17 protein-coding genes and 2 CRISPR repeat arrays are annotated in these 21,484 nt (G+C 67.6%); of the genes, 12 read left to right on the top strand and 5 right to left on the bottom strand.

Features of this window, described 5'->3' with window-relative positions:
* Nucleotides 1–15 precede the first annotated feature (15 nt).
* A complete protein-coding gene (locus H1226_RS11350; RefSeq protein ID WP_258348964.1) occupies nt 16–1,170 on the bottom strand; it encodes an epoxide hydrolase family protein in 1,155 nt (384 codons plus the stop codon).
* Between the two features lie 252 nt (nt 1,171–1,422).
* Nucleotides 1,423–1,875 (bottom strand): SRPBCC family protein, encoded by a 453-nt coding sequence (locus H1226_RS11355; RefSeq protein ID WP_258348965.1) that lies wholly within the window; start codon nt 1,873–1,875, stop codon nt 1,423–1,425.
* Between the two features lie 57 nt (nt 1,876–1,932).
* On the opposite strand from H1226_RS11355, the gene H1226_RS11360 reads away from it, so the two are divergent.
* From H1226_RS11360 to H1226_RS11370, 3 genes are all read left to right on the top strand, one after another.
* Nucleotides 1,933–2,415, top strand: coding sequence for a MarR family winged helix-turn-helix transcriptional regulator (locus H1226_RS11360; protein ID WP_224959892.1), 483 nt, complete (start codon nt 1,933–1,935; stop codon nt 2,413–2,415).
* A 1,168-nt stretch (nt 2,416–3,583) separates the two neighbouring features.
* The gene (locus H1226_RS11365; RefSeq protein WP_258348966.1) at nt 3,584–3,754 is read left to right on the top strand and encodes a hypothetical protein; all 171 of its coding nucleotides are present in this window, start codon (nt 3,584–3,586) and stop codon (nt 3,752–3,754) included.
* Between the two features lie 112 nt (nt 3,755–3,866).
* Nucleotides 3,867–6,290 (top strand): tetratricopeptide repeat protein, encoded by a 2,424-nt coding sequence (locus H1226_RS11370; protein ID WP_258348967.1) that lies wholly within the window; start codon nt 3,867–3,869, stop codon nt 6,288–6,290.
* Between the two features lie 294 nt (nt 6,291–6,584).
* Here the strand turns inward: H1226_RS11370 and H1226_RS11375 are convergent, their stop codons facing one another.
* Complete coding sequence (locus tag H1226_RS11375) at nt 6,585–6,842, bottom strand: hypothetical protein (RefSeq protein WP_258348968.1); 258 nt, start codon at nt 6,840–6,842, stop codon at nt 6,585–6,587.
* Nucleotides 6,843–7,073: 231 nt separating this feature from the next.
* Nucleotides 7,074–8,076: a CRISPR direct-repeat array (repeat unit 28 nt; unit sequence GGAACACCCCCGCATGCGCGGGGCCGAC).
* Nucleotides 8,077–8,214: 138 nt separating this feature from the next.
* Here H1226_RS11375 and cas3 point away from each other — a divergent pair.
* The 9 genes from cas3 to cas2e all read left to right on the top strand — a co-directional run bounded on the left by cas3 (nt 8,215) and on the right by cas2e (nt 17,874).
* On the top strand, nt 8,215–11,064 hold the full coding sequence (cas3, locus tag H1226_RS11380; RefSeq protein ID WP_258348969.1) for a CRISPR-associated helicase Cas3': 2,850 nt from the start codon (nt 8,215–8,217) through the stop codon (nt 11,062–11,064).
* A gap of 241 nt (nt 11,065–11,305) precedes the next feature.
* Complete coding sequence (locus tag H1226_RS11385) at nt 11,306–11,605, top strand: transposase (RefSeq protein ID WP_258349390.1); 300 nt, start codon at nt 11,306–11,308, stop codon at nt 11,603–11,605.
* Nucleotides 11,606–11,645: 40 nt separating this feature from the next.
* Nucleotides 11,646–13,229: a type I-E CRISPR-associated protein Cse1/CasA gene (gene casA / locus H1226_RS11390; protein ID WP_258348970.1), complete on the top strand. Its 1,584-nt coding sequence runs from the start codon at nt 11,646–11,648 to the stop codon at nt 13,227–13,229.
* Between the two features lie 21 nt (nt 13,230–13,250).
* Complete coding sequence (gene casB / locus H1226_RS11395; protein ID WP_258348971.1) at nt 13,251–13,847, top strand: type I-E CRISPR-associated protein Cse2/CasB; 597 nt, start codon at nt 13,251–13,253, stop codon at nt 13,845–13,847.
* Between the two features lie 26 nt (nt 13,848–13,873).
* Entirely contained in the window at nt 13,874–15,013 is a 1,140-nt protein-coding gene (gene cas7e / locus H1226_RS11400; RefSeq protein ID WP_258348972.1) for a type I-E CRISPR-associated protein Cas7/Cse4/CasC, read from the top strand.
* Nucleotides 15,010–15,813 carry a type I-E CRISPR-associated protein Cas5/CasD gene (gene cas5e / locus H1226_RS11405; protein WP_258348973.1) on the top strand — a complete coding sequence of 268 codons (804 nt, stop codon included), beginning with the start codon at nt 15,010–15,012 and terminating at the stop codon, nt 15,811–15,813. Before cas7e ends, cas5e begins: the two co-directional genes overlap by 4 nt.
* 6 nt (nt 15,814–15,819) lie before the next feature.
* Entirely contained in the window at nt 15,820–16,557 is a 738-nt protein-coding gene (gene cas6e / locus H1226_RS11410) for a type I-E CRISPR-associated protein Cas6/Cse3/CasE (RefSeq protein WP_258348974.1), read from the top strand.
* Between the two features lies 1 nt (nt 16,558).
* Nucleotides 16,559–17,590 (top strand): type I-E CRISPR-associated endonuclease Cas1e, encoded by a 1,032-nt coding sequence (cas1e, locus tag H1226_RS11415; RefSeq protein WP_258348975.1) that lies wholly within the window; start codon nt 16,559–16,561, stop codon nt 17,588–17,590.
* Entirely contained in the window at nt 17,587–17,874 is a 288-nt protein-coding gene (gene cas2e / locus H1226_RS11420; RefSeq protein WP_258348976.1) for a type I-E CRISPR-associated endoribonuclease Cas2e, read from the top strand. The genes cas1e and cas2e overlap by 4 nt, the downstream gene beginning before the upstream one ends.
* Before the next feature lie 67 nt (nt 17,875–17,941).
* A CRISPR array of direct repeats spans nt 17,942–19,615; the repeat unit is 28 nt; unit sequence GTCGGCCCCGCGCACGCGGGGATGCTTC.
* 259 nt (nt 19,616–19,874) lie between these two features.
* On the opposite strand, the gene H1226_RS11425 is transcribed toward cas2e, so the two are convergent.
* Both H1226_RS11425 and H1226_RS11430 read right to left on the bottom strand, forming a co-directional pair.
* Nucleotides 19,875–21,080 carry a tyrosine-type recombinase/integrase gene (locus H1226_RS11425; RefSeq protein WP_258348977.1) on the bottom strand — a complete coding sequence of 402 codons (1,206 nt, stop codon included), beginning with the start codon at nt 21,078–21,080 and terminating at the stop codon, nt 19,875–19,877.
* 101 nt (nt 21,081–21,181) lie between these two features.
* Nucleotides 21,182–21,430, bottom strand: a complete 249-nt coding sequence (locus H1226_RS11430) for a helix-turn-helix domain-containing protein (RefSeq protein WP_258348978.1) — start codon at nt 21,428–21,430, stop codon at nt 21,182–21,184.
* Between the last annotated feature and the right edge of the window lie 54 nt (nt 21,431–21,484).

The following is a 21,484-nucleotide window of genomic DNA, read 5'->3' on the forward strand; positions in this document are numbered from 1 at the left end:
GGGGCGATCCGCCGGTCAGGGCGTGCCAGGAAGGGAGCGGAAGAATTCCCGGACGTCGGCGATGAGCACCTCCGGTGCTTGCAGGGCGGGGAAGTGCCCGCCCTGGTCGTGCTCCCGCCAGCGTGTGACCACATTGGACAGTCGTGCCAGGTCCTGGATGGCGTTGTCCCCGGGGAAGTTCGCCACCGCCGTCGCAGCGCCCGATGGCGACGGCCTCCCCGCCAGCAGCTCGGCTCCGGCCTCGAAGTAGAGGCGTGCCGCCGAGCCCGCGGTCCTGGTCAGCCAGAAGATGGTGACGTTGGTCAGGATCGCGTCCCGGTCGACGGGGGTCTGCTCGGTCTGCTCGGGGTCGTAGTCGACGAACCACTCCAGGTTCCAGGCCAGCTGCCCGACCGGCGAGTCGTTGAGCGCGTAGGCGATCGTCTGCGGGCGGGTGCTCATCTCGTGCAGGTAGCCCGAGCGCCCGTACCACCACCGCTCGTGGGCGAGCGCCCGTTCGCGATCGGCTTCGCCGAGCAGTTCACGTTCGTCGGGGGACATGGGCCAGGCGGCGAAGGCCAACGCGTTGACGTGGACCCCGATCACCCGTTCACCGGCCACCCGACCCAGCTCGGGTGCGATGAGGCTGCCGAAATCCCCGCCCTGGACCGCGTAGCGCTCATACCCCAGCCTGCTCATCAGCTCGGCCCAAGCGCGGGCGGTGCGGTGGACACCCCAGCCGCGCTCGTGGGTCGGACCGGAGAAGGCGTACCCGGGCAGCGAGGGCGCGACTACGTGAAAGGCCGCGGCAGGGTCGCCGCCGTGTGCGCGGGGATCGGTCAGCGGTCCGAGGATGGCGTGGAAGTCGGCGACCGTGCTGGGCCACCCGTGCGTGATGATCAGGGGCGTCGCGTCCGGCTCGGGCGAGCGGACGTGCAGGAAGTGGATGTTCTGCCCGTCGAGCTCGACGGTGAACTGCGGGTGCGCGTTCAGCGCGGCCTCGTGAGCTCGCCAGTCGTAGCCCTCGCGCCAGTGATCGGCCAGATCCCTCAGCCATGCCTTGTTGACGCCGTAGGACCAACCGGCGCCGGGCAGCTCATCGGGCCAGCGGGTGCGGTCCAGCCGCTCTGCCAGGTCCACGAGGTCTTCGTCAGGGATGTTGATCCGGAATGGGCGAGGTTCGGATGCCATTCGACTCTCCTGGGTTGTGAAGTCCGCACTGCGGCGGCAAACCGCGGACGGTGGTGTTGGGCGCGCGGCGAAGGTGCGACCCTGCGCGTGGAGAATTCAGCGACATGTGAACAGCGGGGAGAACATGTCGCAGTGGTGAGATGCCGCGGCAATGCGAGTGCCCGGGTGATCGTGCGGCGATGTGGCCGGCCGTCGGCCGCAGGTCGAGCTGCTGGTCGGCGAGTCGGGTGGGGTCGGCCCGGCTAGCGGGGTTCAGGCGCCGTTCTCGACCAGTGCCTTGAGCCGCGGCAGGGTCTTCTCGATGCCCTCGGCGTTCCAGCGGGGCCACGGTGTGCGCACGAGTAGTCCGCGGACCGGCGAGGTGGTGAGGTCGCAGGTCTCGGTCACCCGCGTGTCGCCGTCGACCTCGTCGAGTTCGTAGCGCCAGCGGTGCTTGCCGGGGTGGCACCACGCGATGCGCCGATCCGCCTCGAACTCGACGACCGTGTTGACGATCCGGTAGTGCACGCCGAACAGCTTCATGGCTGTCTTGAACGTGTCGCCCAGGTTCAGCCGGACCGGGCCCGAGACCGTGTTCCGCACGGTGCCCGAACCGTCGAAATCGGCGTGGCGGTGCGGATTGGCGAGTGCGGAGAACACCGCCGAGGGTGGTGCGGCGATGATGATGTCGCGCGAGATCAGAAGTGGGCGGGGTGCGGAGGGCATTCGGTTCTCCTGGTTCACCTGTTGCGAGCCGAAGCGCTCACATGACAACATATTGTCATGTCCGACAAGCTAGCGAGACGACAACATGTTGTCAAGAGCGGTGATCAAGCATGCGATGCCTACGCCGCACTGGTCGACCAGGTCGGCAGGCTCGCCGACGTCGTCGAGGCGGTCGGCAACGGCATCGCCCGGCCCACCGGTCAGAGCTTGGCGCGTTGGCAGGTCCTGGCCGAGGTCGAGCACGAAGCCGCCCCGGTGGGGGCCATCGCCTGCCGGCTCGGCCACACGCGCCAGGGCGTGCAGCGCGTCGCGGACCTGCTCGTCGAGGACGGCCTCGCGTGCTATCGGCCCAACCCCGCGCACCAGCGGGCCAAGCTGCTCGAAGTCACCCCGACCGGCCGCGCCGCCCTGCACAGGATGCAGGCGGCCTACACCCACCTGGCCCTGCGCACCACCGAAGGCCTCGACCCGGAACGGCTCGACCTCGCACGCGAGACCCTCGGCGAACTACAGCGCCGCCTCGAATCCGAGCTGCCCTGACCTGTCGGCGCCCCGGGCGCGCATGCCGGAGACCGGCGGTTGCGCCGCGTGTACTTCTCAGCCGCCGAATACCACCTCGATGTCCGCCGCCGCGTAGTTGGCGGCGTAGGAGCGCTGCGGGCGGGGCCGGGTGTGGTGCTCCTGGAGCTTGTCGAACATGTCCTTCTCCCGAACGGTCAGGTAGCGGCCCGCTGGCGTGCCGCAGGATGGCCTGGACGTCGGGAAGGGCATCTCCGCGTCGGCCATCCGGGTCGACGCCGTGTGCCGCACGTCGTGCAGAGGTTCGTGCCCGGCTTTTCGTTGGCCCGCTGGAGAATTCGTCGCATCGGCCGATGCGACACCGGCCGCGCCTCGTCCGCCACAACGGCTCGTCAGGACCGGGTATCCCATCCGCCGTCCAGGTGTAGCGCGGCAGGTTCCGGATCGCCTCCGGCGATACCGGAACCGCTTGGCGCAGTCGGGTGCCCTTGGGTACCCCGTACACCCGAGCCCCGGCCCGGTCCACGTCGCCGATGGTCACGCCCAGCAGCTCACTGGCCCTGACTCCACTGGACGCACAACAGCGCCCGGTCCCGGTCGCAGGTCATCGCCGGATCGCAGCGCGCGGTCCCAGTCGCGCAGGTATCCGGACCACGTCGGGGACAGTTCCCCGGTGAGCCGACCAAGATCGAGAACGGGCATCGGAAACCTCCGAAGTCAAGTGGTCCAGCAACGGCGTGCTCGACTTCGAAGAACCGACCAAGATCATGAAAAGAGGGCCTTCGCAGTGTCTGACCTGCGAAGGCCCTCTAGACCGTCGGGACGGCGGGATTCGAACCCACGACCCCTTGACCCCCAGGGGCGCCCGTGAATTGGCGTGACCTGCGGAAATGGAGAATCTGCTGGTGTAGCGGTGTCGTTGGGCGTTGTTCGGTGTGCTTGTGGTCGGTTCGGTTGTGCCGGTTCCTCCCGTTTTCCTCCCGATGTTGTGGTCAAAACCGGTTGTGGGAAGGCAGATCTGGTTGTCGAGTGTTCGGTTCACCAGGCGGTGGGGTGGGCGCGTAGGCGGCGTGCGAAGGCTGCGGCGGGGGTGTCGTGGTTGAGGATGAAGTCGTCGCGGAACAGACCGTAACGGGGCTACGACCACGACAAGTACCGCAACCTGTTGCGACAACGGGGAATCCAGCCCTTGATCAGCCGCCGAGGCACCCGCAACAACAACCAACCCGTCCGCTGGGCCGTTGAGCAAACCCTCGCGCTACTGCACCAGTGCCGCCGCCTGGCCGAACGCTGGGAACGCCGCACCGACATCTACCACGGCTTCCTCACCCTCGCCTGCGCGCTCATCACTTGGCTCTGACACCCACCCCAATTACGTTAGGAGCTCGAAGGCCGTGCCGTCAGGTGGCCAGATGGTCCTCGTTGTTGATCTGACACATGCCGGGGAGCCGGCGAAGGCATACTGTCGTGTGATGGGCTTGCACAACGAAATTTCGGATGGCTTGTTCCTGGGGCCGGTGGTTCAGGCTGGCACGGTAGGAGCGGTTCATCTTCCGGTTCCTGCTCTCGAAGCGATGGATGGCCTGCCTGCCGGTCAGGACCTTGTCGGACGGAACGTCGAGACCGAGCAGGTGCTGGCCGCGCTAAATCCTGCCTCCGGAGGTCCCCCAGTGGTGATGGCATCGGGCCCGCCAGGGGTCGGTAAGACCGCGTTCGTGGTCCGGGCTGCGTACCAGGCCGTGAAGACCTTGGGCTGGTTTCCCGGCGGAGCGCTGTTTCTGGAGATGCGTGCCCACGCGGAGGACGAGGGTATGCGACCGGACATGGCGCTTGGCGAGGCGTTGAAACGGTTGGGAGTGTCGGACAACCAGGTGCCCAGTGGCCTCGAGGCTCGCAAGGTGCTGTATCGGACGGTCCTAGAAAAGCGCGGGCGTGGCCCGGTGCTGGTGGTGCTCGATGATCCGGCGAGTGGACGGGATGTCGAGGCACTGCTTCCCGGACCGGGGGCTCACCGAGTCCTGGTCGCTAGTCGGTCCGCCTTGGCAGTCAGTCCTCCACCGCGGCGTATCGACCTTGACGTGTTAGGGCTGACATACGCGGTTGACGTGATCGAGTCTACGTTGAAGGCGGCGGACTCGAATGATGACCGTGTGGCCGCTGATCCCGTAAGTTCCGAGCGTCTGGCCAGACTATGCGGGCAGTTTCCGCTTTCTCTCCAAATCGTCGCGGAAATGCTGAGTGCTGACCCCGGGCAACCAATCGAGGAACTGGCGGACCGCTTTGAATCGCGCGCTACTCGTTTGGGTAACCTGGAGTACCGTGATGGTGCGGTCACGCGGAGCCTTCGTGTTTCCTTTGATCTGTCGTATCAGCGCTTGCACGCAGATCAGCAGCGCATGTTCCGACTGCTAGCGGTGAATCCAGGGCCCCACGTGCACACGGAAGTCGCAGCCGCTCTTGCCGATTGCACACTCGAGCAAGCCCGACGGTTACTTGAAGAGTTGCACCGAGCTCGCCTCCTGCGTACCGCGAGCGCGCGTGGCTGGTACCGCTTTCACGACCTGCTTCGCCTATACGCACGGCAGCAACTCGTCGAAGCAGACGACGCGGAAGCTGAGCGAGGCTCGGCCGAGGAGCGCATGCTGAACCGCTACAAGGACAGCTTGCAAGCTGCTCACCATCAACACCGGCACGGCGGGTTACCAGGCGCGGACACGACTCGCTTCGTCGGTCGACGTGACTCCTTGGAATGGTTTGTGTTGGAACATCCCAACCTCGCCGCCGCTGCCTCCAGTGCCGAACGATTTGGCGATCCCCTCACGGCATATGAACTTGCCTGGCGCGCTAGCTCGCTGTTCGAAACCCTGGGCGGCAACTTTGACGCGTGGATAGAAGCTGCGCAGCGCGCAGTCCGGCTTGCTGAGGAACACGCCCCCGATGTGGTCCAGGCCGGAGCTTTTAGTCATTTGGGGGCGGCGTACTTTCGTGCCCGCCGGTATTTGGAGGCGAGCGAGTGCTATACGAAATGGTTGCGACGAGCGCAACGGGCTGGCAATAGTCGGGCGGTAGCCGAAGCGTTGCTGCAGTTGGGGCGGCTAAGCACTGCCCGCGGTGACGTGTCGAGTGGCTTGGAGTACCTGGAACGGAGCCGCGAGATGATGAAAGCGGCGGATAACCGGCCGGGCGAGGCGGAAGTGCTCACTGGTCTAGCTCAACTTTACATGACTCTTGAAGAACCTGATGAAGCAGTCGCTGTCTATCGTAGTGCACAAGAGATCTTCGACGAGATCGGTGACCTGGCCAGGATCGAGCGGAACCTAACGAATCTAGGTGCAGCCGTGCTCGAAACGGGTGATCCGGAACAGGCGTTAAGTCACCTGCAGCGAGCGCTAAAAAAAGCGAAGGATTCCGGGAGTCGAAATTCCGAAGCTGTGATCTTATCTCACCTCGGTCGTGCATATGCCGCAAGCGGGCAGTTTGAGGATGCAGTTAAGTATCATTGGCGTGGAATTGAGATCGACAGACAAGTCGGGGACCGGCACGGGGAAGGTGCGGCATTGCACAAGTTGGGGACCACTTACCAGAAGATGGGCCGGTTCGCTGACGCGGTCGACTGTTACCTCCAAGACCTTCATATCTGTCGCGAGTTCGAAGATATCTATGGAGAGGCTGTGGCTGCCGAAGCTTTAGCTGAAGCCTATTATGAATCCGGACGGGCCGCCGACGCGCTCGCCTGTTACCGGCAGGCATATACGTACTTTCAAAGCCAGCGAAACCTCGAACCCATTCTACGAATCATGGGGCGGCTGGCGCAGGTCAGCGACGAACTTGGCGAGTCGAGTAGTGCTGATGAATGGCGGCAGAGTCGTCTCGATTTATATGAACGCGCTAAGTAAGGTTTTCCGGAGAAAATAGTCACTATTTCCTGTCGGTGGAGAAATTGTGATCGTGCTCGTCTGGTGTTTTCAGTAGGACGGTATCCGTTCTGTGACGGGTCGGTCCTGGCTGCATCCGAACCTCCTCATTGGGTGACCTGCGAAAAACGAGAATTCGCTGGTGTGGTTGGTGTCGTTGAGGGGCGTTCGGTGTGGTTGTGGTCGGTTCGGTTGTGCCGGTTCCTCCCGTTTTCCTCCCGGTGTCGTGGTCGAAACCGGTTGTGGGGAGGCTGATCTGGTTGTCGGGTGTTCGGTTCACCAGGCGGTGGGGTGGGCGCGTAGGCGGCGTGCGAAGGCTGCGGCGGGGGTGTCGTGGTTGAGGATGAAGTCGTGGTCGTTGTCGAGTAGAGCGTCGGCGGTTTCGGCGAGGGCGTAGGTGATGTCGTCGGGGTCGTCGCCGATGCGCGTGCAGGCTTCGAGGAGTTCGTCGGGGTGGGTGCAGTCGAGGATGGCGTCGGCGAGTTCGGGGTCGGTCGTGGCGCGTACGAGGGTGGCGAGTGCGGTTGCGTCCATGTGGTGATGGTGCGGGGTGGGGCAGTGGTGTGTGGAGCTTGTGCGGGTGGATGTGCCCGGTTGGACGAGTCTTCCTGAGTCCGGAACGTTGCCGCGTCTCGTGTCTCTTGACCGGCTCGGTTTTCGATTTGTGCGGCCGTGCGGCGATGCACGGCTGGTCCTGCTCGACGCGTTTGAGTGCGCATGCGCGGGGCCGACCGCAATCCGGACCTGCCCGGGGACGTGGACCACGGAACACCCCCGCATGCGCGGGGCCGACGCGGTGTACGCGCTGCCGCACGTGATGGACCTGGGAACACCCCCGCATGCGCGGGGCCGACCAGGCCGCCGCCGTCGGGCTCGTTCGGGGGAGGGGAACACCCCCGCATGCGCGGGGCCGACGTCGGTGTTGAACCCGTTTTCCCTGAGTACAGCGGAACACCCCCGCATGCGCGGGGCCGACCCGCCGGAGCGGGGGGCCGTTGGGGGTCAGCCGGAACACCCCCGCATGCGCGGGGCCGACATCGCAGCTGCGGCGGACTGGGCGCGGTGGGTGGGAACACCCCCGCATGCGCGGGGCCGACCCGGCTGCGGTAGCCGCCATCGCCGCGGCACGAGGAACACCCCCGCATGCGCGGGGCCGACGGTGTACACGGGGCGCCGCGCGCTCGACCACCCGGAACACCCCCGCATGCGCGGGGCCGACGACATGAGGCGCCCGTGCTTGTCGCCGACGGCGGGAACACCCCCGCATGCGCGGGGCCGACCGCAAGCTCGGCCTGGAGCTGGCCACAGAGGGAGGAACACCCCCGCATGCGCGGGGCCGACCGAACCCGCCACCGACGACGAGCGCCCCGGCAAGGAACACCCCCGCATGCGCGGGGCCGACTCCGACGTCGGCGCGGACGACGTGTTCACCCGCGGAACACCCCCGCATGCGCGGGGCCGACTCCCTGGGGTGCGGTACGAGCACGCGGAGCAGTGGAACACCCCCGCATGCGCGGGGCCGACACCACGGCGGCGTGCAGGCCCTGGCCGACCGGAGGAACACCCCCGCATGCGCGGGGCCGACGTCGAGATGAACCAGCTCATCCCCGGACGGGTGGGAACACCCCCGCATGCGCGGGGCCGACGGCACGATTCCCGCGCCGTGCCACCGGCCGGACGGAACACCCCCGCATGCGCGGGGCCGACTTGGTGGTCCGGTAGAGCTTCATCTCGATCATGGGAACACCCCCGCATGCGCGGGGCCGACACTTCTTGACCTGCTGGTTTATCTCGTGGGGGCCTGGTTTTCATTCACTCCGTTTCGGGTGTGGCGTCAAATCGGGTGGTGGGTTCATGAGGTTTCGGCCTGGTTTGTCGGTGGGCTTCGCTACGGTGCGTGCGTTCGATGTTACTGCGGGGATCAGAGGTGGAGTCGCGCGTGGTGGTGGAAATCGAGGCCGGCTTGCGGCGGTGGTTGGGGGCATTGTGGGGGAAATCCGCGTCGCGGGGCGGTGGGCGTCGGAACTTGTTGTTGTCGCACATGCTGGATACGGCTGCGGTGGCGGAGTGCTTGTGGGATGGGTATCTGCCTGCGGTGACTCGGGAGCTTCTTGATCGTGTAGCGGGCGGCCCGGGTCGGGGTCGGCGGTTTTTCGCGTGGTTGTGCGGGATTCATGATTGTGGGAAGGCCACTCCGGCGTTCCAGTGCATGGACGCCGACTGCGCGGCGGCGGTGTGGCACGCGGGGCTGCGGTGGGATGAGTTCAAGGTCGGGCGGGTTCGGTGGCGGCACGACAAGGCTGGGGCGGTGTTGCTGCGCAGGGTTTTGCCTGACGAGGGTTGGGCGGCGGAGCAGGTGGCGTGGGTGTGGCCGTTGGTCGCCGGGCATCACGGCCGATTTCCCGACTTGGGCGAGTTGGTGCTGCGTGGGGCCCGTTTGCGGGCGGTCCAGGTGCCGGATGCCGATTGGGCTGCGGCGCAGGCCGGGTTGGTGCGGGTGTTCACCGAAGAGGTCGGATTCGGTGCTGTGGCGGCGGTCCAGCCGTCTTCGGCGCCGTCGCGCGCGGAGCAGTTGCAGTTGAGCGGCCTGATCGTGATGGCCGACTGGATCGCATCCCGCCTCGACGGCATCGACGAGCTGGAAGCGGTGAGCATGGACGGTTCCCGGGACCGGGCGCGTGGAGTGTGGGCGGAGTTGGGGTTGCGTGGCGGCTGGGGGAAGTTGCCGGTACCGGGCCCGGAGGTGTTCCAGGACCGGTTCGGCGGGGGGCCTCGCGCGTCGCAGTCGCTGGTGCTGGAGGTGGCGCGGAAGATGCCGGCGCCTGGGCTGATGGTGGTCGAGGCGCCGATGGGGGAGGGCAAGACCAAGGGTGCGTTGGGGGCGGCCGAAGTGTTCGCGGCACGGTTCGGTGCGGACGGGGTGTTCTTCGGTATGCCGACGCAGGCGACGTGCGATCCGATGTTCGGGCAGGTGCGGGAGTGGGTGGAGCGCATCGAGCCCGGTTTGGGCAGCCAGGTCGCGTTGTTGCACGGCAAGCGGGCGCTCAACGCGCAGTGGCGTGCTCTGCTCGACGCGGTGGCCGAGGATCCGGACGACGACTTCGGCACGATCGAGGAGGACGCGGCTTACGGCTTACCGCAGTCGGCGGGGGCAGAGGGTGAGCGGCTCGTTCCCGCGGAGTGGTTCCTGGGCCGGTTGCGGGGATTGCTGTGTCCGTTCGTGGTCGGCACGATCGACCAGCTGCTGTTCGCGGCGACGCGGACCAAACACGTGATGCTGCGGATGGCCGGTCTGGTCGGCAAGGTCGTCGTGCTCGACGAAGTCCACGCGGCCGACGTGTACATGTCGCAGTTCTTGAAGGAAGGACTGCGCTGGCTCGGCCAAGCCGGGGTCCCGGTGGTGTTGCTGTCGGCGACCCTGCCTCCGGCGCAGCGCGACGAGCTGCTGGCCGCGTACCTCTCGGGCGCCACCGGTGAGGAGCACGAAGCGATCGATGTACCGCGGGCCGCGGGCTATCCGAGCGTGACGGCCGTGTGGGCCGATGAGCACGGGAAACCCGCTCATGTGGTGGAGCACTGCGGGGCGTGGCGCGATGATCTGCGGGTGCGGGTGAGCGTCGCTGATGAATCTCCGACGGCCTCTCGGGGCAGCGGCGACTCCGTTGCCGACCTGGTGCAGGAACGCCTCACCGACGGCGGGACCGCGTTGGTCATCCACAACACCGTCGATCGGGTGCAGGAGACCTACGAGGTGTTGCGGGCCCGGTTCGGTGCCGAGGTCGGCCTGCTGCACGGGCGTTTGTCCGCCGCCGATCGGGCCACTCGCACCGCGGACAACCTTGCACTGCTCGGCCCGGAGGAGAACCGGCGCCCGGCTCCCGGACAGCGGTGGATTCTCGTGGCTTCACAGCTTGCGGAGCAGTCGTTCGACGTCTCGGCGGACTTGCTTATCACTGATCTCGCGCCGATCGACTTGGTGTTGCAGCGCATCGGCCGGCTGCACCGCCACGCCACCTCGCGACCGGAGGCGCTGCGCGAACCCGAAGTGATCATCACCGGATTTCAGGATCGCGGGAACGAGCCACCGTGGCTGCTTCCCGCCAGCGAAGGCATCTACGGCCGGATGTTGCTGCTGCGCACCGCCGCGACCGCCTTGGCGGCACGAGGTGGCACGTGGGCGATCCCTTCCGACGTCCCGTCCTTGGTCGGCGAGGTCTACGAGGGGACCGAGCCCGTACCCGAAGGGTGGAGCGATGCGGAACGAGCCGCCTCGGATCGAGATCTGCGCGACCGGCGGGACCGCATCGCGAAAGCGGAGCGGTTCCTGCTCACCCGCGTTGGCCACCACCGTGAACCGACCTTGGCGGGACTGCACCGCGGTGGCGCGGACGAGCTCGGCGAACATCGGGCCCGAGCCTTGGTCCGAGACGGTGACCCCAGCATCGAGGTCCAGCTGCTCACCCGCGACGAACGCGGCTACCGCACTATCAACGGCCGTTCCCTGGGGCTGAACGGAGATGCCAGCGCCGAAGTCCTCGACGACATCCTCGGCAGCACCGTACGGCTCCCGGCCAAGCTCACCGCAGCCGCCGAAGAGGAACTTGCTCCGCTGCCTGCCTGGCGCACCCACCCGTGGCTACGCCATAGCCGCGCACTCATCGTCGAACACAGTACAGCCGCCAGTCTTGGTGACTTCGCTGTGCATTACGACGGCAGTCTCGGGCTGATCGTTTCGAGTAAACGAGCCAGGCGATGACAAGGCCGAGGTGGCCGCGGGCGTATGCCCGCGGCCCCCCGCGCTGCGGGGCCGACCTCGCAATCAGGGCATCCCATGGGGCATCCCCGCGTCGCACGGGGCCTGAACCTATTGAACCACGTCGTTCAGGTACTCATCGAAGAGCGGTTCACCGTATTGGACCTGTAGGGCCTCCCAATTTGCCGATATCTTTATCGCTGTTCAGGGATGCTGCGTGATCCAGGGAGGGGCGGTGGCCCACGTGCGGAGGCAGTACTCGCCCGGGTTCCGGGAGTTCGCGGTGGCGGTAGCGACGCAGTCGGCGTCACCACTCGTCCGGGTGGCAGATGAGTTGGGCGTCAAGCGGACGACGTTGTCCAGCTGGATCGCCGCTGCTCGTCGTCATCGGGTTCAGACGCCGAGATTGCGTGCACCGGAGGTGGCCGCGTTGCAGAAGAAGATCGAGCGCATCAGCGCTCAGCGGGATGCTCTCGCTCACGTGCTGGTGCTGTGCGTGCAAGAGAAAGGGAGTGGTGGTGGTCAGGTTCAACTTGATCGATGAGCCGTGGATTCCGGTCCGGGCGCGGGCGGATGGTCGGCTGGTGAAGGTCGGGATCGAGGAGGCGTTGCTGCGGGCCGAGGAGTTCTCGGATCTGGTGGGTGATGTGCCGACGCAGGTTCCGGCGCTGTTGCGGCAGGTATTGCTGCCGGTCGTCGCTGACGCGCTGGGGTTACCGGCGACGTTCGAGGAGTGGGGGCGCCGGTTCGCCGCGCATGCGTTCACCTCGGCCGAGCAGGAGGTGTTGCGCGAGTACTTCACCGCGTATCGGGACCGGTTCGAGGTCTTCGACCAGGAGCGACCGTTCGGCCAGGTGGCCGGGTTGCGCACGGCGAAGGACGAGACGAAGTCGACGGCGCTGCTGGTGGCGACGGCGGCCTCGGGCAACAACGTGCCGTTGTTCTCCTCCCGCACCGATGCCGATGTCTACCCGCTGGCGGTGGATGAGGCGGTGCGGTGGCTGCTGCACGTGCAGTGCTGGGACACCGCCGCGATCAAGAGCGGTGCGGTCGGGGATTCCAAGGTGAAGGCGGGGAAGACGACGGGGAATCCGACGGGGCCGCTTGGGCAGCTCGGTGTGCTGGTGCCGATGGGGACCTCGCTCTACGACACCTTGCTGCTGAACAGCCCGATCTTGCCCGGACCGCAGGTCGGGATGCCCCAGTGGCGCGCGAAGAAAGCGGCCTCGCCGGAGTGGGACACGCGTCCGGCGGAGGGCTTGCTGGACCTGTGGACGTGGCAGCCCCGCCGAGTCCGGTTGATCCCGGAGGAGACCGGGGACGGGGTGCGGGTGACACGGATCGTGCTGTCGGCAGGGGATCGGCTACGGGAGCTGCCGGACTACGAACCGCACACCGCGTGGAAGACCGTGACCGACAAGAAGGCCGCGGCCGGGACGCGGCGCCCGCGGCGGCTCGCGTCGGGCCGGGCGATCTGGCGGGGCATGCAGGCCCTGCTGGATGTCGAGCACGCGGACCGCGAGCACACCAGCGACCTGCTGATGCAGCTGTCCGGGTTGCGGGGTGAGGGCGAGATCGACGAGGACTATCCGCTGCGCCTGGAGGCTTTCGGCGCGGTGTACGGGACGCAGTCCGCGGTCGTGGAAGACCTGCTGCACGACGCGATCCCGTTGCCGATCAGCGCTCTCGACCGGGACGGGGACGTGTTCGAGCTCGTGGTCGAAGCGACCGAGCAGGCCGAGCAGCTGGAGAAGGCGATCAACGGGCTCTCGCAGGACCTGCGTCGGGCGCTGCGGGCGGAACCGATCCCGTGGGACAAGGGCAACCGGCCCGGTGCGCTGGTGCTGCACGCTCTGGATCCGCTGGTCCGCCGGATGCTCGCCGGGGTCCAGGAGTCCGGAGGTGATCAGGACGTGGTGCGGCGCGGTCAGCTGGCGTGGGAGCTCAAGGCATGGGAAGCGACCCGGCACATCGCCGATCAAGTCGTTTTTTGCGGCTGGGCCGGGCACGTTCGGCGGGCGGGTCATCGAGGTCGGACAGAACAAGGTGGAAACGTTGTTCTCGCTGGGAACTGCGGAGGGCCGGTTCCGCAAGCGCCTCGCGGAGGCGTTGCCCCGGGCTGCCGAGCATCGCCGTCGGGTCGCAGCCGAACGCAGAGCCGTCGATGACGAGCGGGGAGAGGAAACGGCATGACTTCTGCACGACCCCAGCGCTACTGGCACCGGTTCATCGCCGATGACGGAACTTGGAGGAAGGACTCCTCCGAGCGCGAGTACCGACCTGTCCCGCAGGACCTCGCGGTCTTCCGTTCCGGCTTGGGCCGGGAGGCGGGTGCGGTGCCGAAGTTCTGGCCGTACTACACCACCGCGGTGACCGACGACGATGCGTACCGCGATCGGCTTCCCGATGAGCTGCACGCCGAGCACGCGGCGCTGGCGCTGTTCGGTCGGCATCAGCAGAGCAAGGACACCCCGATGCACCGGCGCGGTGTCGGTCTCGGCGCGGCCTGGTTGGTGTTGCGGCGCCGCACCGACAAGTTCAGTGCGGACGCTCTGGACCGGAAACTCACGGTCGCGGCGGCGTCGACGAGCGTGCCGGTACTGCGCACCCGGTTGCGCGGCCTGATCGATCAGCTGCGCACCGTCGATCAGCCGCTGGACTACGACCGGCTGTTGTGCGACCTGCGGGACTGGTCGGACCCGTCCCGTCGCGATGCGGTTCGGCAGCGCTGGGCGCTGGGCTACCGCATCTGGTCCACCGACCCGGCCGCCGAACCCGAGAACTGATCTTCCCCTTCCTCGTTTGATCAGGAGTGATCGTGACCTCTGCACGGACCTACATCGACCTGCACGTCCTGCACACCGTGCCCCCGGCAAACCTCAACCGGGACGACAACGGTGACCCCAAGGAGGCATTCTTCGGCGGGGTCCGCCGATCACGGGTGTCTTCGCAGGCGTGGAAGCGGGCGACCCGCGCGTTCTTCGCCGAGCGCAACCCGGACGGTGACCGGGCGACGCGGACCAAGAAGATCGCCGAACAGCTCACCCGGCGGTTGGCCGAGCGCGCCTCGCTCGACGCGGAGACCGCCGCACGGATCGCGACCTCCGCGTTGCAGCCGCTGAACATCAAGCCGGGCAAGAAGGCCGGGGAGACCGCGTACCTGCTGTTCTTCGGCCACGCCCAGCTGGACGCGGTCATCGATCTGTTCCTCGACGACGTCGCCGAGCTGTGTGAGCTCGGTGATGAGGACCTGGCCGCACGACTCAAGGACCTGCCGGTGCAGGAGACCCTGAACCAGGGGCACCCGCTGGATGTCGGCCTGTTCGGCCGGATGGTCGCTGACATTCCTGCCCTCAACGTCGATGCTGCGACCCAGGTCGCCCACGCACTCTCGACCCATGCTGTCGAGCTGGAGATGGACTACTACACCGCCGTCGACGACGAGGGGGACAGCACGGGCGCAGGCATGATCGGCACCGTCGGGTTCAACTCCGCGACCCTCTACCGCTACGCCACCGTCGGTCTGCACCAGCTCGAAACCAACCTCGCCGACCCGGCCGCGGCGCGCGACGGAATCCGGCTGTTCACCGAGGCGTTCGCCCGCTCGATGCCCACCGGCAAGGAGAATTCCTTCGCCCACCACACCCACCCCACTCTCGTGGCCGTGGTGATCCGCCGGGACCAGCCGGTCAATCTGGTCTCCGCGTTCGAGAGCCCCGTGGCGAGTACCAGCGGCATCGCGGCGGCCTCTGCCCGCCGCCTCGCCGAGGAGCATTCCCGCTCGGTGGCCCAGTGGGGCGACACACCCCTGTTCACTGGGGTCTGCCACACCCTGGACCCGGACTCGCCCGAGGCCGGCGTGGTCGGAAAGGCGTTCGGGGACAACCACACCTTCGCCGAGCTGCTCGACGCCATGCACACCCACCTGCCCGCCGTGCAGGAGGTGGCATGAGTCCCGAGCCTTCCTCGGAGTCGTCGGTGCTGCTGCTGCGGCTGGCGGGACCGATGCAGTCGTGGGGCGACCGCAGCTCGTTCAACCGGCGCGAAACTCGGCCCGAACCCACCAAGTCCGGACTCGTCGGCCTGCTCGCCGCGGCGCTGGGGCGACCACGCGGGGCCGACCTCACGGACCTGGCGGGGTTGCGGTGCGGAGTGCGGGTGGACCAGCCCGGCACCGTGTTGCGGGACTACCACACCGTCAGCGACTTCCGCGGCTTACCGCTGCTGCAAGCCGGAGTTTCAGCCAAGGGCGTGCAGAAACCGACGTCCCCGGCGAAACCAACCCACGTCACCCACCGCTTCTACCTTCAGGACGCGGTGTTCGTGGCCGCGCTGGCCGGGGATTCCGAGCTCGTGGGGGCACTGGCCGATGCGGTACGCCGCCCGGCGTTCCCGCTCGCGCTGGGACGCCGCAGCTGCACGCCGACGCAACCGCTCGCGCTCGATGTACGTCCCGGCGGGCTCGAAGCCGTACTGGCCAGCGAGCCCTGGCACGCCGCACGGCACGCACGTCAGGCGTACCGGCGCAGGCAGGGCGGAGCCGTCCCGGAAGTGGATCTTCCGGCGACGTTCGATGACGAAGACGGCACCGATGTCGTCAACGACCTGCCGCTGTCCTTCAACGCCCGCGACCGCCGCTACAGCACCCGCCGCGTCCGCCACGCCTGGCTGACCGTGCCCACCGGCGAGACCGCCGTCGGCGGTGCGGCGGCCGCGTCCTCCCACGACCCCTTCGCCCTGCTGGGTTGGTGACCTGACATGCCCTACCTCTCCCGCATCCGCATCAACCACTTGCGCCCGGCCAGTCGACGGCTGCTGGCCAACCCGCACGTCACCCACGGTGCCGTCGTCGGGGGGCTCGCTGAGATCACCGGTACGGAACGGCCGTTGTGGCGGTGGGACACCGACCGAGCACAACGTCCCCACCTGACCGTGTGCACACCGTCCAAACCGGACTGGTCCCACATCACCGAGCAGTACGGCTGGCCCGATGCCGACGGAGACCAGGTTCTCGTCCGCGACTACAGCCCGCTTCTCGAACGCCTGGCGACCGGCCAGGAGTACGCCTTCCGCATCACCGCCAACCCCGTCCAGAACATCCCACCGTCGCAAAAGGACATCGACGAGCACCACGGGGAGAAGAAGATCCGTTCCCGCAGGGCCGGACACCGCACTGCCGCGCACCAGTGGAGCTGGTTCCTGTCCCGGTCCGAAGGGTGGGGATTCGAAGTCCCACCCGCGCCGTTGCCGCCCACCGAGCAGGACGGAGACGATCCGGCCGCGGCGGTCGATCTGCGCATCACCCACCGGCAGCGCCTCGCGTTCGACAAGAAGGGCAAGTCGGTCGTGCTGACGACTGCTTCCTTCCACGGCCGCCTGCGCATCACCGACCTCGACCGGTTCACCTACCACCTGACCACCGGGTTCGGCCCGGCCAAGGCCTACGGCTGCGGGTTGCTGACCGTCGCCCCGCTCACATTCGGAAACGGGTGTTGACGTGGCGGACATCTGGTGGAAAGCCCATCCGCAAGACCTGCACCGACTCACCGACCGGGTCTCCAGCGTCTACATCGAACGCAGCCACCTCGACCGCGACGAGAACGCCATCGCGATCATCAACAAGCGCGAGACCGTGCGCCTACCTGCCGCGCTCGTCGCCGTGGTGCTGCTGGGGCCGGGAACCCGCGTCACGCACGGTGCCATGCAGCTGCTCGCCGACTCAGGCACCGCGGTGTGCTGGGTCGGCGAGCAAGGAGTGCGCCTCTACGCGGCAGGGCTCGGCCCCAGCCGCGGCGCCGCCCTGCTACAGCGCCAGGCTTGGCTGGTGAGCAGGCCACCGGAGCGGTTGCGCGTCGCCCGAGCCATGTACGGTATGCGCTTCCCAGGCGAGGACGTCTCCGAACTGACCATGCAGCAACTCCGCGGCCGCGAAGGCACCCGCGTCCGCAAGCTCTACAAGCAGCACGCCGATCAACATGATCTGGCCTGGCACGGCCGCGTCTACAAGCCCGGCGACGCATTCGCCGCGGGCGACGACCTCAACCGGATGCTCTCCGCGGCGAACACCGCGCTCTACGGGATCTGCCACACGGTCATCGTCGGCCTGGGCGCCAGCCCCGGACTCGGCTTCGTCCACACCGGAGCAGCGACATCGTTCGTCATGGACATCGCCGACCTCTACAAGGCCGACTACACCATCCCGCTGGCATTCGAGCTCACCGCGGCCGGACTCGTGGAAGAACGCGATGCCCGGACCGCACTGCGGGACCGGATCGCCGAGACGAAACTACTGACCACGATCGTCCGGGACATCAAGATTTTACTGCTGCCCGAAGGAGAGGAACCGCCGGACTCCGATGCCAACCACCTCTGGGACGAACACGCCGGAACGGTGGCGGGCGGGGTGAACTGGGGAGTGTTCGACGAAGACTACGAAACCGACCTGACCGAACCCGACCTCGGAGACCAACACATCGCCGTCATCGGACCCGAGCTCGACGCACCCACCCAGGGCACAGGTCGACCATGACCGTCATCATCCTCATCGCCGCACCCGAAGGGCTCCGCGGACACCTGACTCGGTGGATGGTCGAAGTCCACGCCGGCGTCTTCGTCGGCAACCCCAGCCGCCGCATCCGCGACCGTCTCTGGGAACTCCTCGCTGACCGCATCCGCGACGGCCAAGCCATCCTCGTCGAACAAGCACCCAACGAACAAGGCTGGGCCGTCCGCACCGCCGGAACAGACCGATGGCGCCCCATCGACTTCGACGGCCTCATCCTCTCCGCCCGCAACCGTCACACCACCTCATGATCAACCTCAGGAACGCCCTAAATGAAAAACACCCCGCCCGCCGCTAAACCCGCAGGTCAACAAGTGTGTCGGCCCCGCGCACGCGGGGATGCTTCGTGCACGACGTCTATGGAGTCCTGGTCCCAGAGGTCGGCCCCGCGCACGCGGGGATGCTTCCTGCCGCTGCGCGCTGGCGGTGTTGGACCGCGAGTCGGCCCCGCGCACGCGGGGATGCTTCTCCGCAACGGCGCGTCACATCTGCCGGTGCCACGTCGGCCCCGCGCACGCGGGGATGCTTCCCACCTCGGCGCGGTCCTGCGGCAGGCGCGGTCGTCGGCCCCGCGCACGCGGGGATGCTTCCCCCCGAGCGCGTGGACGCCCGCCGCGATCCGGTCGGCCCCGCGCACGCGGGGATGCTTCCCCCCGAAGCACCACCCAAGATCGCACCCGGCAGTCGGCCCCGCGCACGCGGGGATGCTTCCAGCGAGAACGCATCGAGCGACGCATCCACGCCGTCGGCCCCGCGCACGCGGGGATGCTTCGCAGGCGGGCAGCGGGTGGTTCTCGCGCCTGCGGTCGGCCCCGCGCACGCGGGGATGCTTCCCACTGGGGACAGCAAAAGTACTTTCACGATCAGTCGGCCCCGCGCACGCGGGGATGCTTCTCTGCACGACCACCTGCACCACCGGAGCCTGGAGTCGGCCCCGCGCACGCGGGGATGCTTCGCACGGCCCCCGCAGGCGCAGAGCCCGCACCTGGTCGGCCCCGCGCACGCGGGGATGCTTCGCGGTCTACGCCGGGCACTACACCTTCAGCGAGGTCGGCCCCGCGCACGCGGGGATGCTTCGCCGGGTCCCCGAGTAGGCCCTGCGCGCCATCCGTCGGCCCCGCGCACGCGGGGATGCTTCGAGCGTAAGTCCGGCCAGCCTTCGAGGTGGCCGGTCGGCCCCGCGCACGCGGGGATGCTTCTGGACGTTCGCGGGAATGTCGCGAACAAGATCGGTCGGCCCCGCGCACGCGGGGATGCTTCCCGGCGCAGAGCCTCGGCGACGACCTCCTTGCTGTCGGCCCCGCGCACGCGGGGATGCTTCTCGAGAGCGCAGCGGCAACGTCGCGATCAGCTCGTCGGCCCCGCGCACGCGGGGATGCTTCCGTCATCCGGTTCTCGTGCACGGAGCCGGGGTGGTCGGCCCCGCGCACGCGGGGATGCTTCCCAGGCCCGGGGCGCTGAGCCGCCAAACTCCAAGTCGGCCCCGCGCACGCGGGGATGCTTCCTCGACGACGACGAACGCCTGGAGGAGATCGAGGTCGGCCCCGCGCACGCGGGGATGCTTCGCCGGCGGCGGAGGCCCTGGAATCCGCCGCCGAGTCGGCCCCGCGCACGCGGGGATGCTTCGCCGAGCTCGGCGCGCACCGGCGCTACGAGCTCGTCGGCCCCGCGCACGCGGGGATGCTTCCCGGGAGGTATTCGCCGCCCGCGCCACCCAGCGGTCGGCCCCGCGCACGCGGGGATGCTTCTCACCGGCGGATTCTCGCCAGCGCACGCCTGCGGTCGGCCCCGCGCACGCGGGGATGCTTCCGCTACGACGGTGCCGCGCCAGCGAGCGGGCGAGTCGGCCCCGCGCACGCGGGGATGCTTCCGGACACCGGACCGACCACTACGTGCACCACGAGTCGGCCCCGCGCACGCGGGGATGCTTCCCACGGCAAACCGGCGCCGGTGTCGGTGCCGCTGTCGGCCCCGCGCACGCGGGGATGCTCCGCTCCGAGAGGTGCGAGTGCAGCCGTCCGCCGGGTCGGCCCCGCGCAGCGGGGATGCTCCTGAGGACTCCGTACTCGGGGTGACGTTCGGCGGGTCGACCCCGCGCACGCGAGGACGTTTTCCAGAGCGTGGGAGGCCGGTGATTTCGACCATTGCACCCGCGCATGCGGTGGCGTTCCCCGTGTTTGGGCTAGGCATTTGTACAGGCAGGGGCAGGGGCCGTATCGCAGGCCCTGCCCCTGCCCTGTGGCGGAGTGGGTTAGCTGACTACTCGTAGGGTGAATGGGCCGCGGGCGCGCCAGGTTTCAGGGATATGGGTGGTCGGCGTGTTGGTGATGGTGGCGGACCAGCGGTCTTGGAGAGCATCGATGAGTCGGCGTTCGAGGACGGGGCCGGAGTGGGAGTAGGCCTGGCGGATGTCGTCGTCGAGGACGTGGCCGAGGCGGCGGGATTGGGTGATTTCGGGGATGTTGTCTTCGATGAGCCAGGTTTTGTGGCTGTGGCGGAAGCCGTGGAAGGTCAGGCCGGGCTTGACCGGGTGGGTGCGGATGGCTGGGTCGGTGAGGTGGTGGTTGCCGTCGGCGGCGGGGCGCATGGCGCGGCGGGAGAAGTTGGACCTGCGGGGGTGTTCGTTCTCGGCGGTGACGAAGACGAACGGCGAGTCGTGGCTGGCGAGGTGGTGGCCGAGTAGTTCGACCAGGAAGGGAGGCAGGGTGATGGTGCGGGCGGACTCGGCGGTTTTGGGAGGCCCGAGGCTGAAGTGCCCGTTGACTTCGTGCAGTGCTCCGATGCCCGGGTCGATGATGAGAAGGGCATCGTCGAGGTGGGTGTTGTGGCGTTGCAGTCCGCAGAGTTCTCCCCAGCGTGCGCCTGTCCAGGCTGCGGTGATTTGTAGGGCGGCAGCCCAGGGGCCGACCAGGGCTGCGGTGTGGTCGGCGATGCGCACGACTTGGTCGGGGGTAGCCCAGACGCGCTCGGTGCGTTTGGTGCGGCGGCGTTGTCCGCGTCGTCGGGTGCGGACGGGGTTGGCGGGGATGAGGCGGTCGTCGGTGGCGTCGGCGAGCATCATCGACAACACCTTGGTCATGGTGGACACGGTGGCGTCGGCGTAGCCGCGGGCGCGGACTTTCTTGGCCCAGGTGGCGACGCCGCTGGTGGTGATATCGGACAGGGCAGTATGGCCCCAGCGGGGCAGGATGTGGTGTTTGAGCAGGCTGCGGTATTGGGATTCGGTGTTGGCGGCGACATCGAGGGCGCCGAGCCAGTCCACACTCCACTCTTCGAGGGTGAGTTTCCCGGCTGACGGGTCGATCCAGATTCCTTTGCGCTTGTCGGTTTTGATCGAGTCGGCGTAGTCGTCGGCTGCTTTCTTCTTCGGGAACCCGTTGACGGATCCCAGGGTTCCGTCATCTTTCTCGTAGCGAACCCGCCATGAATTCGGTCCGCGTTGTTCGCTCCAGGCCATGTTTTGCTCCGGGATGTTTAGGGATTGTGACGAGCCGATGGACGCTCGTTGTGCCGCGAAGCGCCAGTGTGTATGACTGGATTAACCCGAATGGATAATCGTCAAGTGTGTGAGCGTCGGGGCCTTCCGCGGCGTGTCGGCGGAGTGGTCTCGCCTTGGTTGATGATCGAGCGAAGGTCGTGTTCGGAGAAGCGCAGGTGTTTTCCTAGGAATGTGCACGGGATCGTGCGGTTTCCGGCTTTCCGGCGCAGCCATGACTCTTTGATCGTCAAGAGATCTGCGGCTTCCTTCGGCGTGTAGAGATGCGTTGAGATCGGGGTGTCGGAATGGGTGTCCTTGTTATCGGACATAGGTTCGTCCTTTGGGATCTGCTGGATCGGAGATTCGGTTGTGGCGCATCGTTT

Origin of the sequence: Saccharopolyspora gregorii, assembly GCF_024734405.1 — a bacterium.
In the GTDB taxonomy this organism is placed as follows: Bacteria; Actinomycetota; Actinomycetes; order Mycobacteriales; family Pseudonocardiaceae; genus Saccharopolyspora_C; species Saccharopolyspora_C gregorii.

Bases quoted from the DNA above. Each gene is read 5' to 3' on its own strand.
- H1226_RS11375 (WP_258348968.1), bottom strand. From the start codon at position 6,842: ATGGACGCAACCGCACTCGCCACCCTCGTACGCGCCACGACCGACCCC.
- cas6e (WP_258348974.1), top strand. From the start codon at position 15,820: ATGCCCTACCTCTCCCGCATCCGCATCAACCACTTGCGCCCGGCCAGT.
- H1226_RS11430 (WP_258348978.1), bottom strand. From the start codon at position 21,430: ATGTCCGATAACAAGGACACCCATTCCGACACCCCGATCTCAACGCAT.
- cas2e (WP_258348976.1), top strand. From the start codon at position 17,587: ATGACCGTCATCATCCTCATCGCCGCACCCGAAGGGCTCCGCGGACAC.
- H1226_RS11370 (WP_258348967.1), top strand. From the start codon at position 3,867: ATGGGCTTGCACAACGAAATTTCGGATGGCTTGTTCCTGGGGCCGGTG.
- H1226_RS11425 (WP_258348977.1), bottom strand. From the start codon at position 21,080: ATGGCCTGGAGCGAACAACGCGGACCGAATTCATGGCGGGTTCGCTAC.
- H1226_RS11355 (WP_258348965.1), bottom strand. From the start codon at position 1,875: ATGCCCTCCGCACCCCGCCCACTTCTGATCTCGCGCGACATCATCATC.
- cas3 (WP_258348969.1), top strand. From the start codon at position 8,215: ATGTTACTGCGGGGATCAGAGGTGGAGTCGCGCGTGGTGGTGGAAATC.
- H1226_RS11350 (WP_258348964.1), bottom strand. From the start codon at position 1,170: ATGGCATCCGAACCTCGCCCATTCCGGATCAACATCCCTGACGAAGAC.
- cas5e (WP_258348973.1), top strand. From the start codon at position 15,010: ATGAGTCCCGAGCCTTCCTCGGAGTCGTCGGTGCTGCTGCTGCGGCTG.
- H1226_RS11360 (WP_224959892.1), top strand. From the start codon at position 1,933: ATGTCCGACAAGCTAGCGAGACGACAACATGTTGTCAAGAGCGGTGAT.
- casB (WP_258348971.1), top strand. From the start codon at position 13,251: ATGACTTCTGCACGACCCCAGCGCTACTGGCACCGGTTCATCGCCGAT.